General features: G+C 42.4%; 14 protein-coding genes. 9 read left to right on the plus strand and 5 right to left on the minus strand.

Translation table 11 applies throughout. The features are described from left to right. Positions 1 to 34: 34 nt before the first annotated feature. Both R7035_RS24175 and R7035_RS24180 read left to right on the plus strand, forming a co-directional pair. Positions 35 to 541 carry a restriction endonuclease subunit S gene (locus tag R7035_RS24175; protein ID WP_318146303.1) on the plus strand — a complete coding sequence of 169 codons (507 nt, stop codon included), beginning with the start codon at positions 35 to 37 and terminating at the stop codon, positions 539 to 541. Between the two features lie 36 nt (positions 542 to 577). Further along, entirely contained in the window at positions 578 to 3,511 is a 2,934-nt protein-coding gene (locus R7035_RS24180; RefSeq protein WP_065765545.1) for a type I restriction endonuclease subunit R, read from the plus strand. 276 nt (positions 3,512 to 3,787) lie between these two features. Here R7035_RS24180 and R7035_RS24185 read toward each other — a convergent pair whose 3' ends face one another. The 5 genes from R7035_RS24185 to R7035_RS24205 form a co-directional block, all read right to left on the minus strand. Continuing rightward, a complete protein-coding gene (locus R7035_RS24185; RefSeq protein WP_065765546.1) occupies positions 3,788 to 4,495 on the minus strand; it encodes a hypothetical protein in 708 nt (235 codons plus the stop codon). Positions 4,496 to 4,760: 265 nt separating this feature from the next. After that, positions 4,761 to 4,898 carry a hypothetical protein gene (locus R7035_RS24190; RefSeq protein ID WP_158005881.1) on the minus strand — a complete coding sequence of 46 codons (138 nt, stop codon included), beginning with the start codon at positions 4,896 to 4,898 and terminating at the stop codon, positions 4,761 to 4,763. 444 nt (positions 4,899 to 5,342) lie between these two features. After that, positions 5,343 to 5,600, minus strand: a complete 258-nt coding sequence (locus R7035_RS24195; protein ID WP_250654348.1) for a hypothetical protein — start codon at positions 5,598 to 5,600, stop codon at positions 5,343 to 5,345. A 48-nt stretch (positions 5,601 to 5,648) separates the two neighbouring features. Then, positions 5,649 to 6,749 carry a tyrosine-type recombinase/integrase gene (locus R7035_RS24200; RefSeq protein ID WP_250654349.1) on the minus strand — a complete coding sequence of 367 codons (1,101 nt, stop codon included), beginning with the start codon at positions 6,747 to 6,749 and terminating at the stop codon, positions 5,649 to 5,651. Between the two features lie 281 nt (positions 6,750 to 7,030). Then, positions 7,031 to 8,104, minus strand: coding sequence for a site-specific integrase (locus tag R7035_RS24205; protein WP_318146304.1), 1,074 nt, complete (start codon positions 8,102 to 8,104; stop codon positions 7,031 to 7,033). 254 nt (positions 8,105 to 8,358) lie between these two features. Here R7035_RS24205 and dusA point away from each other — a divergent pair, with 254 nt between their 5' ends. The 7 genes from dusA (at position 8,359) to R7035_RS24240 (ending at position 15,365) form a co-directional block, all read left to right on the plus strand. Continuing rightward, positions 8,359 to 9,342: a tRNA dihydrouridine(20/20a) synthase DusA gene (gene dusA, locus R7035_RS24210; protein ID WP_250654351.1), complete on the plus strand. Its 984-nt coding sequence runs from the start codon at positions 8,359 to 8,361 to the stop codon at positions 9,340 to 9,342. Between the two features lie 164 nt (positions 9,343 to 9,506). Further along, a complete protein-coding gene (gene pspG, locus R7035_RS24215) occupies positions 9,507 to 9,722 on the plus strand; it encodes an envelope stress response protein PspG (RefSeq protein WP_005381266.1) in 216 nt (71 codons plus the stop codon). Between the two features lie 98 nt (positions 9,723 to 9,820). After that, positions 9,821 to 10,480: a TIGR04219 family outer membrane beta-barrel protein gene (locus R7035_RS24220; RefSeq protein ID WP_005381265.1), complete on the plus strand. Its 660-nt coding sequence runs from the start codon at positions 9,821 to 9,823 to the stop codon at positions 10,478 to 10,480. 157 nt (positions 10,481 to 10,637) lie between these two features. Then, positions 10,638 to 10,868 (plus strand): hypothetical protein, encoded by a 231-nt coding sequence (locus R7035_RS24225; RefSeq protein ID WP_005381264.1) that lies wholly within the window; start codon positions 10,638 to 10,640, stop codon positions 10,866 to 10,868. A gap of 117 nt (positions 10,869 to 10,985) precedes the next feature. Then, positions 10,986 to 12,857: an assimilatory sulfite reductase (NADPH) flavoprotein subunit gene (locus R7035_RS24230; protein ID WP_213904141.1), complete on the plus strand. Its 1,872-nt coding sequence runs from the start codon at positions 10,986 to 10,988 to the stop codon at positions 12,855 to 12,857. Beyond that, the gene (gene cysI, locus R7035_RS24235; RefSeq protein WP_053350737.1) at positions 12,857 to 14,593 is read left to right on the plus strand and encodes an assimilatory sulfite reductase (NADPH) hemoprotein subunit; all 1,737 of its coding nucleotides are present in this window, start codon (positions 12,857 to 12,859) and stop codon (positions 14,591 to 14,593) included. Before R7035_RS24230 ends, cysI begins: the two co-directional genes overlap by 1 nt. After that, complete coding sequence (locus tag R7035_RS24240) at positions 14,586 to 15,365, plus strand: phosphoadenylyl-sulfate reductase (protein WP_132937331.1); 780 nt, start codon at positions 14,586 to 14,588, stop codon at positions 15,363 to 15,365. The genes cysI and R7035_RS24240 overlap by 8 nt, the downstream gene beginning before the upstream one ends. The last annotated feature ends 535 nt before the right edge of the window (positions 15,366 to 15,900 follow it).

Consider the following 15,900-nt stretch of genomic DNA (forward strand, 5'->3'; position numbering starts at 1 on the left):
ACTGTGACTGAAGCATAGGAGTTCCCTCCAATCGTTGCCTACTTTAAGTATAACAACAGTTAAAGGGAACATAGCCATTACACAGAATCAAGGTGCCATCCCTCGGAATCTAATTGATTACAACATTTCTGTAGCTGATACATCTGTTGCATCATACAAAGTAGTAGAGAAAGGAGACTTTATCATCTCTCTTCGTAGTTTTCAGGGGGGCATAGAGTATTCTGAATATACAGGGATTTGTAGCCCAGCATATGTAATTCTAAGACCCAAGATCGATATATCTGACTACTTTTACAAATATTATTTGAAGACCTATCCATTCATTGTAGAAATGCAAAAGCGTCTCGAAGGTATCCGTGATGGCAAGATTATCAGCTACAGGTATTTCTCTGAAATATCAATGCCATACCCAACAAAGGTTGAACAAGACAAAATTGTTTGTTTTTTATCCGCTCTTGAACAGAAGATCAGTCTAGCTACTTCAGAGTTGGAAAAAGCCAAAGAATGGAAAAAGGGCTTGTTACAACAAATGTTCGTGTAGTTAGAACCGTCAGTTGGATTTATAAAAAGAAGAACTATGAGCACACAATCAGAAGCACAACTTGAAAAAGAGCTAATCGACCAGCTTGTTTCGGCTGATTTCAAACCTGTCGATATTGGTAATGCGGAAGCGCTAAAAGCGAACCTCAAAACTCAGCTTGAGAAAGCCAATGGCGTAACGCTCACCGAACGTGAGTTTGAAAGTGTGCTCATCAAGCTTGAAAAGGGCAATATCTTTGATAAATCCAAACGCCTGAAAGGCAAGGTTGATGTCACTCGTGAAGATGGCACCACAGATTACCTTACATTGCTATTTGATGAAGCAAACAAGAACCGCTTCCAAGTCACCAACCAGATCACCATTCAAGGTACGTACGAGAATCGCTACGATGTAACCATTTTGGTGAATGGTTTACCGCTGATTCAAATTGAACTCAAACGCCGAGGTATTGAGCTGGCGGAAGCCTTTAACCAGATCAAACGTTACGACAAGCATACTTATGGTGCTCAAGGTGGGCTGTTCAATTACGTGCAGTTGTTTGTTATCTCTAATGGCGTCAACACCAAATATTTCTCGAATAACCGTGAGCTTTCATTCAAGCAGACCTTCCACTGGACGGATGTTGAAAACAACAAGATTAACGCACTGCCTCAATTTACGAACGCTTTCTTAAATCAACCTCACCTGACAAAAATGCTGAGTCGTTACATTGTACAAAACGAGTCAGGAAAGTTTTTGATGGTGCTTCGCCCCTATCAATTCTATGCGGTAGAAGCGATCGTTAATCAGGTTAAAACAAACAATAATCACGGTTACATTTGGCACACCACGGGCAGTGGCAAAACGCTGACGAGTTTTAAAACGGCTCAGATCCTCTCTACATTGGAAGAGGTCGACAGAGTGGTATTTGTGGTTGACCGTAAAGACCTCGATTATCAAACCGCCAAAGAATTTGATGCGTTTTTAAGAGGCAGTGTCGACAGTACAGGCGACACCAAAAGTCTTCTGAATCAGTTCCTCGGTTCTCGACCCGTGCCGAAGAAAGTGGCGACTACGGCAGGCAATGGCGCCAATGATGGTGAAGCATTGTCACAAGTGGCTGAGTATGCGCCGATTTACAGCAACAAAGTCAATCGTATTAACAAGTTGACTATCACCACGATTCAAAAGCTGAATAACCTCATTACCAAGCCTCGATTTAAAGCGCAGGTGGAACATTTACGCCAAGAACGTGTGGTCTTTATCTTTGATGAATGCCATCGCAGCCAGTTTGGTGAAACGCACCAAAACATCGTAGATTTCTTCGAGAAAGCGCAACTATTTGGCTTTACCGGAACACCGATCTTTGCCAAAAATGCCACAGCTAAAAAAGTGGAAGGCAAAGGGACGCAGAAAAGGACTACCAAGGATCTATTTGGTGAGCGTCTTCACAGCTATGTGATTGTTGATGCCATCAAAGATGATAACGTGCTGCCATTTGCTATTGAGTATTATGGCAAGCTGAAACATAAAAATAATGGCATGGATGTCGATGTCAGCAGCATCGATGTTGCCGAGTTTTTTAGCTCTCCCGAGCGCATTAAACAAGTGTGTGAGCACATCATTGGTATCCACGGTCATAAGACGAAACGTAAGTTTAACGCCATGCTGTGTGTGGCAAGCGTGCCTGATCTCATCACCTACTACGATACTTTCAAAGCGCTCAAAGAAGAGGGCAGGCATAAGCTCAACATCGGCACCATCTTTAGCTACGGAGTGAATGAGGAAGAAGAGTTCGAAGGCGAGGTCAATGTTAAAGGGTTGGCAGAAGCGAACGCCAAAGTGCATAGCCGAGACAAGTTGGACGCTTACATCGAAGACTACAACCAGCAGTTTGGTACGAGCTATTCGACCAAAGATACCGACAGCTTCTACAACTACTACAAAGATCTCTCTAACCGCACTAAGAACGGCGAAGTAGATATCCTTCTAGTAGTGAATATGTTCCTTACGGGTTTTGATGCTCCCGGATTGAATACCATCTATGTCGACAAAAACCTTAAGTACCACGGCTTAGTACAAGCGTTCTCCCGTACTAACCGCTTAAATGGCACGGTGAAGTCGCATGGCAACGTTATGTGTTACCGCAACCTCAAACCGCAAGCAGACGAGGCGTTTACGCTATTTTCGAATAAGAAGCCTACAGAGCATATAGAAGTTCCAGACCTTAACGGTTTGACTGAGGACTTCACGAAAGCACTTGAAGCGTTGAAAGCAATTACTCCTGATGTGCAAAGTGTCGATGACCTGCCTGACGAAGACATGCAAGCAGGTTTTATTAAGCAGTTCCGCATCTTGATGCGCTTAAAGAACCAACTAGAGACATTCAGCGACTTCGACATTGAAACGCTTGGCATTTCTGAGCAAGAGTTCGTCGACTACGCCTCTAAGTACAGCGATTTAGCCCGAGATCTAAAGAAAGGCCCTGCGGATAAAGAATCTATCCTAGCGGACATCGACTTTGAGCTTGAACTGCTCCAACGAGATGAAGTCAACGTTGGTTACATTCGTCACTTGTTGATGACAATGTTCGAAGAGTCTTGTGAAGAAGCGAAAAAGAAGAAGCGTCAAGTTATCGCTAACTTGCTAGCTACTGAGCCAACTCTGTACAGTAAACGTTCTCTCATCGAAGGTTTTATCGAGAAGAGCATGCAAGGCTTAGTGCAAGGTGCTGAGTTTGATGAGTACATCGAAGAGCAGAAACAAAAAGAAATGCGTCAACTCGCCGAGGAAGAAAAGCTTGATGGCAATAAGTTTAAAGAAATTATTCTTGATATCGAGCAAGGTTTGAAAGTCGACGACCTCAAATCGGATGATATTGCCAAGCTGACCACAGAGAAAATGACGTTCCGATCCCGCCGGACTATTATTCCTCGTATTGCCGAGCGGTTAAAACGCTTCGCAGAAACTTTTGTTGAAGGGTTCCACTAACCATCGTCGCAGTGCTTTCTTATTTTCAGCTTTAAATCAAAAATAAAACCACCAGAAAAGATGACAAGGATTGTTGAGGGGACAGGCAATAATTACCTGATCTAAAACGTTATTGCCTGACCAGAACAAAACAATTTGCGCGGGTTATCTTCTATATGTTGAGTGGGGTGAAGTAATCGTAAACGAGGTACCCGTTATCAAGATGTTTCTTAGGGTATTTATCTAGGATAGCAGGAAAGGCTTCGTTTATTTAAGGGACGAAGCCTTTTTCTAGGGTTAAGCTAATTGCCTTTTGCGCTCTTCGTCGAAGAAGTTGTATACAGTATCTACATGTGTATATAGAGAGTGTTTTAGAACAAACTGCCTAAACCGACCTTCAGACCAAGTCGCCATCTCTTCATAGTCGGGAGTGGGGTCTAGGATTAGTTCATTTTCTTCAGCATGTACTTCGCTCCAGTGTTCACTAGCTTGTTGCTGAATATCATCATCTAAATCCAAATTATCTTCTAAGTTGTTCACAAAACTGACCCAATCGTCATTGCTAAGCCAAGCTCCATCAACCATATCGATTTGCAAATGACAAATCTCAGAGCCAGCAATGTACGGAGTAGGATTGCTTAGATAAGGTGTTTCAAGGACTAAACCATCATTAGTAATTGCGACACAAAGGCCTCCGCTCAAAGGCGGGCAAAGCACATCGCATTTTAGTAGCCTTTCAAACCTTGCGGTATTAGTGGTTTTTGAAACAGGTAAGCCACAAGCGATCAACGCGTTAATAAATTCGCTGACTTTAATAAGAATAATCGACTGACTCTTCATCGCTTCAAGGCTATTGCACTGTGCGTGCTTTGCTAAGGCTTGGTAGCCTTGATTAAGAGATAACGTGCGATTGTCTTTGGCGATGGTTCTATACTCATCTTTAAAAACTGAAAGCAACTGTACTGGAGTGAGTTCTGAAAATTGAGAATAAGCATTAACGTTCATACTGCCTCGATATCATGCTGGATTTTTTGACACACCGCGTTTGATTTTGTTGGTTTGCCAATGACCAGCATCTAGTCGTAGCAATATTAAATGAAGTACTTAAAAATGATCTCAGTTTACAGCAAACGCACCATTAGCCTGAGAGGGCTGTAAAGGACTATAAATAGTAAAGAAAGAAAATTCAATCATTTAATGACCATACCCGTTGAAATCGTCTCCATAAAAAAGCCCCCATATTAATGGAGGCTCGTTGTTCTTCTTTTTCTTACAAGTCGTAGTACTCTGCTAGGTATCCGATCAAATCACCGCTCTTCAGAAGTAAGAAGGCAATGACCATCATGACGCCTAAACCAACCGCAAAGCTTTTCATTCGGTCTTTTATTGAAATGTAATCATCTGACATGGGTATCTCCGTTTATTTTTCTTTTAAGCAGTTTGAACGTTGCTTGAAATCGGGTTTTTAGAGTTGATTTACCAACCGTCTCGATTTTCTAAGTCGATATCCCAATAGTACTTAGCGCAAGCTTTCAATTCCCAGCTTGAATTTTCATCAATACTAGTACCGAAGGCCGCTCGACACCAACTGTTAGCAAATAATTCAAGAGTTATATATGTCAAAACAGCTAAAGCCAGCAGTGAAAGAATCAAACGCAGTAGTTTTACAATTGGGTGTTCTCGATTAGTGTTTTTTGTCATTGTTTTTAATAAAAATCAGAAACTTATATAATTTAATTATGCAACTAAATATCTTTTAATACAAGATTGAAAACAGCAATATATTGTTTTTTATGGTTTTTTCTATGGAGACTGTCTTGAAGTTGAACAAAGGTGACTGCTAGAGTGATTTTTATACATCCTTGTCATCAATCGTTAGGCAATTTTTAGCAAAATCAATCGCTTTTTCGTGATGCTGCATCTTGCACAAGAAAGAGTCGTAGTTCTCTTTATTAACTACCAGTTTTACACGTTTACCCTCCAAGTAATAATCAATAAAGCCACGATAAATCAATGCATCAGGGTGCGGCTTACCAACAATCTTATATTGATTATGGAAGTTCAGTGTCCAGAGGCTCGCCTCAAAAATTAAATCTTCAATATGTTTCATCGCTAACCTTTACTTCCTGACATTCAATGACACAGCGAACATTAATCTCTAATTGAGCTTGATGTGATCTTCTGGCAAAACAACAGGGATACTACGCAGGTAATGTGTGAGTTGCATCTCAGCCGAGCTATGCCCTGCGAGTTTGGACACGCCATAAAGGTCCATGCCGTGCTTGTATAGTTCAGACGAGCCAGTTGCTCGTAGGTCGCGAAAATGTAGGCCATCAATACCGAGCGCTTTCATTGCTTTCGTCCATGACGTGCTCACTGATTTTGGATTGAATGGAAAAATCGGATCAGTTGGCCTTCCTTTTGGCATCTTTTTGATGATGGCAATGGTGGCAGCATTGAGCGTGATTTTAGTTATTTTGTTTTTATTATCTGTTGGATCTTTTCGCTTATCGACAGTCAGGATATGTGTCGTTTCATTGTAGTCCTGCCATTTTAACTTCTGACAAATTTCACCTTGTCGGAGGCAGACATATAAAGCAAACCACATGATATCTATCATCGGGATTGATGAACGCCCCCTTAATTCCATTTTGTCATAGTATTCAGTAATTTTAGTCAATTCCTCTAGTGATAACACACGATTGCGAGGACGACTCCGGCTTATCAATCCATGCCTTTTTAACGTCGGTCTCGCATCTCGCAGTGCATCTGTATTGAAATTGAATCCTAATAGTGTGTTCGCATCATAAAACGCCGTGGATAGTGCGCTTAGATAGAAGCCTAGGGTTGAGGGTGAAAGTTGATAAGTTTCCTGAATCTCTCTCATTGAGTGAATGATATCCCTAGGTGTAATCAAATCGATTGGCAGATCTGCTAATGAAGAGTTAATAAAACGCTTAATGACGGTTGAGATATTTTTGTTGTATTTGGAGGCCATTTCTTCATCCGCTGACACATAAGATTGAAATTGGGTTAGGGCATCGCTAACAGCAAGCACAGTAGGCCTTGAATGAAGAAAACTAAAATCCTTCTCCTTAAATTGCGCTGAGATGTTTTTGGCAAATCGCGCAGCTTGTGACTGTTTTTTAAATGTGCGAGACATGGAAAATTTAATAGGGTCTTTTTTGCCTGATCTTGCTCTGACCTTGTAAGACATGCCGGATTTGAGATGTTGTGGCTCGATACTAATTGTTGCCATTTTTGGACTCTTTTTTAACTGGTTTGAGTCGATAGTAATGGTTTGGATTTGATTGTAAATACGATGGTGTTTTGTTTTAAGTTGTTGATTGTAAAATACTTTTATTTATATTAGTGCATGGGGTTATTGGTTTTTCTAGATGGGATCTATTTATCAATTAGTTAGAAATTTTGAGTCCATGATTCCGCTCCTTTTCGTCAAAAAACAAATCATGCCTTTGAAAATGTAACGATATGTAACAATGGATGTGGCTCTTCAATCATGACAGAGCCACTCGTTTGCTAGTTGATGCGTTGGTGAATATCCTCAACACTCAACCGCAGATAAATGTTATTCAAAACGTTGATGTCGCGATGCCCTGTAATACGTGATATTTCAACGATGTTGAGTCCTCGTTCAAACAGCCTGCACGCTCCTTCAGCTCGTAAGTCATGGTAATGGAGGTCATCAATACCTTGTTCATGACACATTCTCTGCCAAGCAGCACCAATCGAAGTTGATTTGTAGGGAAAAATGCACGAATCAATTTTTGGCTGACGTTTTATGATTTCAATGGCATCACTGAATAGAGGGATAGTGCAGTGATTTCCCTTTTTTTTACGAGGGTCTTTACGGTCTCGAATGATTACTGTACCTGCGTTCTCATCAAAGTCTTCCCATCTGATCCGTGTAATTTCTCCAAGGCGCATACAAGTAGAAAGTGACATGTGGAAAATATCGACCAGTGGTATGGATGAGGCGCGGTGACTTTCTCGTTTTCTAAGCCCTTGTTCTGCTAAGTTCAATTCAACTGACGTTGGGCGTCGATCTCGTTTCTCACTGCGACCAATGAGGCGATATTTAATTAAGGTAGGTATTGCTTCGTTGTGTGCGTGTACGTTAGCGTTGTAGCCAAACATTGGCCCAGCCACGTTGATCACGCTGCGCAAGTAAGTGATGTCCTGATAAACCGTCTGTGGTGTCGGCGCAGTTGGCTCTGCAAGTCTTACTCGACAATGTTGCACTAGGTGTGTAGCTGTCAACAGGTGTGCGGGAACAAGCGCGATGTCATAAGAACGTAGCCGCCTTAAGACTGCGGATTTAGAGCGCCCTAGATCTCGTGAGGTAATGGGATCTTCAAGGTAGAGCGTGATTAAATCGCCAATCAAAATTTCTTTCGAACTAGATTCAAGTGAGGGGATGCCATCTTCTCGTAGCTCTTTAGCTAACTGCTTTGCCCATTTACTTGCATCCGCTTTTTTGCCGAATGTCTTAGATTTTTCGAACAGACGTTTGCCATTTCTTGCTTCTCTCACCCGTGCTTTGTATCGAGTCCCCTGTTTACTTGCTACTTTTTCAATACTAATCGTTGCCACATTAATTTCCTCTGGTCAGGTTGTGGCAAAGACTCTTGCAATGGTGGCGGTACAGATTTTGCGAAATGTGACCTTGGCTGTATAATCCCCGACCCAAATTCGCATGAAGATTTCTGCTTTTCGTGTCCCTAAAAGTCCCCAAATTGATCCCTTTAGGGACTTTTTAAGTTAAAACCGGACAAAATATGCAGAAATAGGTCATTGCAAAATACATATGACATATTTCTATATTGTTGATTTTTAAGGTTTTAATTATGAGTTTTTCACCTTCTCGTTTTTCGGTTGCCCCAATGTTAGATTGGACTGATCGTCATTGTCGCTACTTCCATCGCTTAATGACCAAAGAAACCCTGTTGTACACTGAAATGGTGACGACAGGTGCGATCATTCATGGAAAAGGAGATTTCCTGGCTTATAACGAAGAAGAGCATCCGTTAGCCCTTCAACTTGGTGGTTCAAACCCAGCAGATTTGGCTACGTGTGCCAAGCTAGCGCAAGAGCGTGGCTACGATGAGATTAACCTAAATGTGGGGTGTCCATCTGACCGCGTACAAAACGGTCGATTTGGTGCTTGCCTAATGGCTGAACCGCAGTTAGTTGCGGATTGTGTCGCAGCAATGAAAGACGTGGTCGATATCCCTGTAACAGTCAAGACTCGCATTGGTATTGATGATCAAGACTCTTACGAATTCCTAACGGATTTCGTTTCTATTGTTTCAGAAAAGGGTGGCTGTGAGCAGTTCACTATCCACGCACGTAAAGCATGGTTAAGTGGTCTAAGCCCAAAAGAAAACCGTGAGATCCCACCATTGGATTACCCACGCGCTTACCAATTGAAGCAAGACTTCTCACACCTAACGATTGCGATTAACGGTGGCGTGAAATCATTAGAAGAAGCAAAAGCACATCTTCAGCATCTTGACGGTGTGATGATTGGTCGTGAAGCATACCAAAGCCCATATTTACTGGCATCGGTAGATCAAGAGTTGTTTGGCTCTAATGCTCCAGTGAAGAAACGCAGCGAAATTGTTGAAGAGATGTATCCATACATTGAAGCGCAATTAGCGAAAGGTGCGTACCTTGGTCATATTACCCGCCACATGTTAGGTTTGTTCCAAAGCATGCCCGGTGCTCGTCAATGGCGTCGTCATATCAGTGAAAATGCGCACAAACCAGGTTCTGGTCTAGAAGTATTGCAAGACGCGCTAGCTAAGATTCCAAAAGAATTGAATGTGTAAAATTCGCCAGTGAATGGCTAAAATTACCAACTAAAGAATGATAAAGCCAGAGTGCAGAAATGCCTCTGGCTTTGTTTTTTTATTAAAAATCATAATCTTAACTTCGTTTCTGTAAGTTGGTATGGAAACTGCTCTGTTTATTGAAAACAAATGGAGAAGTGATTATGTTGGAGCTAATCTTTATTTTAGTCTTTGCGGCGACCTTGTTGGTTACGGGTATCACAATGATGACCGTATTCGCAGCAACTGGTATTGCGTTAGTTGTGATGTTTTTACTGGGAATGGTTGGAGCGGTACTTAAACTATTACCATGGTTAATCGTGATTGCATTGGGTATTTGGTTCTTCAAGAATTACGTCGCTCAGCCCCGCTATAAATAATGAGTAACATCATTTAGTTGATGGAGAGGCGTGAGAATATGGTATATTTCCTCTCACGTCCTCTACGTGAATATCAGCTATCTCGGAGTAAATACTACATGACAAATAAAGCGAACATCGCTTTAACGGCATTATCGTTGGCAGTATCTTTTCCTGTTTTTGCAGAGTACTCTGTATCGACAAAAGTCGGCGCAGAGGTATGGGCTGCCGACACTAAAGTTAATGAAGTGAGACGAGATAGCAGTACCGCAGGCACTTTTTACGCGGCGATTGAACATGATGTTAAATACGTCCCTAATGCGCGCCTTCGTTACTCAAGTGTTGATGCGGATTACATGGGGTTCGATAAGCTCGATTTAACCTTGTATTACCACGTTCTAGAGCATGATTTATTGCACTTTGATGCGGGTCTCACGTTTAGTAATTTAAGTGACACTAAATACATTGATGCTGGCTCAAGCAGGCGTGTAGAAGAATTTGATGAGCTGATTTGGGCTTGGTATGGTTACGCAGAAATTCAAGTTCCGGATACAAACTTTGATGTGATTGGTGAGATAAACTTTGGTGACAACAAAGGTATCAAAAGCACCGATTTCATGGCAGGTGTTCAATACAATGTACCGCTCGAAAAAGCTCGACTGGCTTTTCGTGGAGGTTACCGTGTGATTGATTTAGAGTCCGATAAATTCATGTCGGATCTAGGGAAAGAGTTTATTTTTGCTAACGGCTTCTTTGTGAGTGCGGAATACGCGTTCTAAACTCAGCCATGTTAGATATTCGATTTACTTAAAACGTCGCTTTATAAGCGGCGTTTTTTTATATCACTTCATTATATCTAATCGAAATTTCTCCCTATTTGGCTGACTTAGACCATGCTTACCTAGGAGCAATGTGAAAGTTAAAACAGGGATAGCGATGACAATAAATGAACTAAGACATCTATTCCGTGAAAATCAGCTTATCGAAGCGATTATTGAGCCTGCAATCCAAGAGGGTGGTTGGGTTGTAGAGTTCAGACATGCGCGCGGTGGTTTTGTTTTTCTAACGGACAGTCACGGCGAAGAATGTCTTTATGAAGATTTGGATACTGCGTCAAAATCGGCAATGGCAGTAGGCTTTCAACAAGTCCGCATTGAAGATCGATGAGCAAAAAGTAAGCCGTTCTTACTTCCAAAAAGTTATAAAACATTCACTTCTATTCTTTCTTGTTATTAAGGAGAGTGGGTACTCTATCGTCACGCAATGAATAGGGATGTCGTGATAATGTCTTTTCAAAAGAATGAGTATTCTCACAAGAATGTGTCTGAAGATAATAATGGGCAAGGAGGAAATCCTCCAATCGCAAGCCCTCTGAATGACCAACAAATTAGCTCACTCCAACAAACTGTCTCTGAGTTGTCTTCACAGCAACTTGCTTGGGTCAGTGGGTATTTTTGGGGATTAGCTCAAAATCAACCAAACACAGCGGTAACGCCAATTGCACAAGCAACGGCAGCCGTATCAGCGAAGCCAGCAGGTAAGTTGAGTATTATTTTTGCTTCCCAAACGGGCAATGCTAAAGGTGTTGCTGAAGCTCTGGAACAGGAAGCAAAAGCAGAAGGAATTGCAGTCGAACTTTTTGATGCAAGCGATTACAAAGGTAAAAACTTAGCCAAAGAAACGCATGTCATTATTGTGGCATCGACTAACGGCGAAGGCGAAGCGCCAGACAATGCCATTGAGCTACATGAGTTTTTGCAATCGAAGAAGGCTCCTAAGCTGCCAAACCTGCAATATGGTGTTATTGCATTGGGAGATTCTAGCTACGAGTTCTTCTGTCAGACCGGTAAAGACTTCGACACTTACCTATCAAAGCTAGGCGCGACTCCATTTATCGAGCGTCTTGATTGCGATGTGGATTATGAAGCCCCTGCAACTGAATGGCGTAAGAATGCGTTAGACAAGGTAAAAGATACACTGTCTTCTGGCTCTGAAGCGGATGTGGTTCAACTTCCTGTGGGTCAAGCTGCGACTGCGCACTCTCCTTACAATAAACAAAATCCGTACACTGCGACGTTACTGACCAGTCAAAAAATCACGGGCCGTGACTCTGGAAAAGACGTTCGTCATATAGAAATCGACTTAGAAGGCTCGGGCTTAACGTATCAGCCAGGTGATGCACTAGGTGTGTGGTTTGAAAATAGCTCGGAACTTGCAAATGCCATTCTTGGTAAGGTCGGTTTGTCTGGGGTTGAGACTGTTGACGTTGATGGTGAAAGCTTGTCAATCCACAGTGCTCTTGTGAGTAAATATGAAATCACAACATCTAACCCACAGCTCATCACAAAGTTTGCCGAGTTATCCGGTAGCAAGAAGCTACAAAAGTTAGTTGAAGATAAAGATAAGCTTCGCGAGTACTCTGCAAATACTCAAATCGTTGATGTACTGGCAGAAAAGAAAACCAAGTTAACCGCAGATGAATTGATTGGTTTGCTTCGTCGCCTTACTCCACGCCTTTACTCTATTGCATCAAGCCAAGAAGAGGTCGATGAAGAAGTACACCTAACGGTTGCTTTGGTTGAGTACGAACAAAACGACGAAAAACGATATGGTGGTGCGTCTAGTTTCTTAGCACAGCGTCTCGAAGAGGGGGGTGAAGTTAAAGTATTTGTTGAGCATAACAACAACTTCAAACTGCCGGAAGATGATAGCATTCCAATTATCATGGTTGGTCCTGGCACAGGGATCGCACCATTCCGTAGCTTTATTCAGGAGCGTGAAAACCGCGATGCTGAAGGCAAAAACTGGTTGTTCTTTGGTGATCGCACGTTCACTCAAGACTTCTTGTACCAAGTGGAATGGCAAAAGTATCTCAAGTCAGGAGTACTAAGCCGATTGGATGTTGCCTTTAGTCGTGACCAAGTAGAAAAGGTTTACGTACAACATCGCATCTTAGAAAACGCAGCTCAAGTGTGGCAGTGGATCCAAGAAGGCGCTTATATCTATGTCTGCGGTGATGCAACGCGTATGGCAAAAGATGTGCACGACGCATTGGTTATCGTTGCTGAACAAGAAGGCAAGATGCCGCGTGACGATGCAGAACAATTTATTAATGACCTACGTAAAGCGAAACGTTATCAGAGGGATGTGTACTAATGACTTTTTCTACGGACAATAATAAGCAGGTTGTATTAGGTGAAGAGTTAGGGCCGCTATCTGATAACGAGCGCCTGAAGCGAGAAAGCAACTTATTACGTGGCACCATTGAGCAAGATTTACAGGACCGTATTACTGGTGGCTTTACTGCCGACAACTTCCAGTTAATTCGTTTCCACGGTATGTATCAACAAGACGATCGTGATATCCGTAATGAACGCACAAAGCAAAAACTGGAACCATTACATAATGTGATGCTTCGTGCTCGTATGCCTGGAGGCATCATCACGCCAACGCAATGGTTAGCGATCGACAAGTTCGCAACGGAGCACTCTTTATATGGAAGTATTCGTCTGACGACTCGCCAAACGTTCCAGTTTCATGGGGTATTAAAACCGAATATTAAGTTGATGCATCAAACGCTCAACAGTATTGGCATTGATTCGATTGCAACCGCGGGTGATGTAAACCGTAACGTGTTGTGTACCACTAACCCAGTGGAGTCAGAGTTACACCAAGAAGCTTACGAATGGGCGAAGAAGATCAGTGAGCATCTATTACCAAAGACGCGCGCTTATGCAGAGATTTGGCTAGACGGTGAAAAAGTAGAAAGCACGGAAGAAGACGAACCGATTCTAGGCAAGAACTACTTACCACGTAAGTTTAAAACTACAGTGGTTATCCCACCGCAAAATGACGTAGATGTACACGCTAACGATCTCAACTTCGTAGCGATTGCAGATAACGGTAAGCTGGTAGGCTTTAACGTCCTGGTCGGCGGCGGCTTAGCGATGACGCATGGCGATACATCAACTTATCCGCGCCGCGCTGACGACTTTGGCTTTATTCCGCTGGACAAGACACTTGATGTTGCCGCAGCTGTAGTAACAACTCAGCGCGACTGGGGTAACCGTTCAAACCGTAAGAACGCAAAAACCAAATACACATTGGATCGTGTAGGTAGCGATGTCTTTAAAGCGGAAGTCGAGAAACGTGCTGGTGTTAAGTTTGAGCAAAGCCGTCCATATGAATTCACAGAACGTGGTGACCGTATTGGCTGGGTAGAAGGAATTGATGGTAAATATCATCTAGCGCTTTTCATCGAAAACGGTCGCTTATTAGACTTTCCAGGTAAACCACTTAAGACGGGTGTTGCTGAAATTGCCAAAATCCACAAAGGCGATTTCCGCATGACAGCAAACCAAAACCTAATTGTTGCGGGTGTACCTAAAAACGAAAAAGCGAAGATTGAAAAGATCGCTCGTGAACATGGCTTAATGGACGACGGCGTAAGTGAACAGCGTAAGAACTCAATGGCTTGTGTTGCTTTTCCAACTTGTCCGCTAGCGATGGCAGAAGCTGAACGTTTCCTTCCTCAGTTTGTTACTGATGTGGAGGGGATTCTGGAGAAGCACAACCTACCAGAAAATGACAACATCATTTTGCGTGTAACTGGGTGTCCAAATGGTTGTGGTCGCGCAATGTTGGCTGAAATTGGTCTAGTTGGCAAAGCGCCGGGTCGTTACAACTTGCACCTAGGTGGTAACCGTTCCGGTACTCGAGTACCAAAAATGTATAAAGAGAACATCACGGATAAGCAAATCTTAGAAGAGATTGATCTGCTGGTGGCTCGATGGTCGAAAGAGCGTGAAGAAGGCGAAGCCTTTGGCGATTTCACTATTCGTGCTGGCATTATCCAAGAAGTGCTCGTATCAAAGAGGGACTTTCATGCTTGATTCTGTAGCATCCAAGCTGGAGCTCACAGAGTTACTGACATTAACAAAGACGGAGCAAATCCTCCGTCTTGCTCAAATTAATGTCGAGCTCGAAAAGCTTTCAGCACAAGAGAGAGTTGCGTGGGCTTTAGATAATCTAGAAGGCGAGTTCGCGGTTTCTTCTAGTTTTGGTATTCAAGCCGCGGTTATGCTTCATTTAGTTACTCGCGCCAAAGCGGACATCCCCGTCATTCTAACCGATACTGGTTACCTGTTTGCTGAGACGTACCGATTTATCGATGAGCTGACAGATGCTCTCAACCTAAATTTAAAAGTTTATCGAGCCAAAGAAAGTGCGAATTGGCAAGAAGCTCGATATGGAAAATTATGGGAGCAGGGCGTAGAGGGAATTGAAAAATACAACAAGCTCAATAAAGTTGAGCCGATGCGTCGAGCGTTAAAAGAGCTTAATGTTGGAACGTGGTTCTCTGGATTGCGTCGAGAGCAAAGTAAATCTCGTGCAGGTTTACCGATTCTATCAATTCAGAACGGTGTGTTTAAATTTCTACCAGTAATTGATTGGACTAATAAAGACGTTCATTACTACTTAGAACAAAACGGCCTTAAATACCACCCATTGTGGGATGAAGGTTACCTTTCAGTTGGTGATACACATACCACTCGTAAATGGGAGCCGGGAATGTCAGAGGAAGAAACTCGATTCTTTGGTTTAAAGCGAGAATGTGGCCTACACGAAGATGATGGCTCTGAACAAGATGGGTCTGGCATATAGCCATAATGCTCTTTAAATAGAGTTTAGGTTAAGTTTAATAAAGATAGCTGCAATAAAGCAGCTTTCTTTATTTATGGTACTTGAAAAACACGTCTCAAAGAACAACTCTGTGGATAAGTTGTGTGAGAGTTTGGGGTAAAGTTGAATAAATAAAGGTTTGATCGAAAACTCATCGTTTAACCATTATTTTTGCAATTTTTGAAAAATAACACTTGCCAATGTGAGCGCGATCTCTATAATGCCTCCTCGTCGACAGGGCAAGGCCTCACAAGGGTTTAAGCGAAGTTGATAAGGCTGAAAAGAAAAACGAAATAATTTTAAGAAAGTGTTTGACACAATAAATTATCTCGCTAGAATGGCCGCCTCTTCCGAAGTGATGTCAATCACAAAGAAGAGTTGCTCTTTAACAATATAGACCTATCAATCTGTGTGGGCACTCGTTGATGATAATCCAATTCGATACCTCGGTATCAAATTAGGTTTCAATGAAACGAAGTGACCATTGAATCTTCGGATTCAGCACAGTCAATTCAAA

Source organism: Vibrio sp. 1731, assembly GCF_033339955.1.
Classification (GTDB): domain Bacteria; phylum Pseudomonadota; class Gammaproteobacteria; order Enterobacterales; family Vibrionaceae; genus Vibrio; species Vibrio alginolyticus.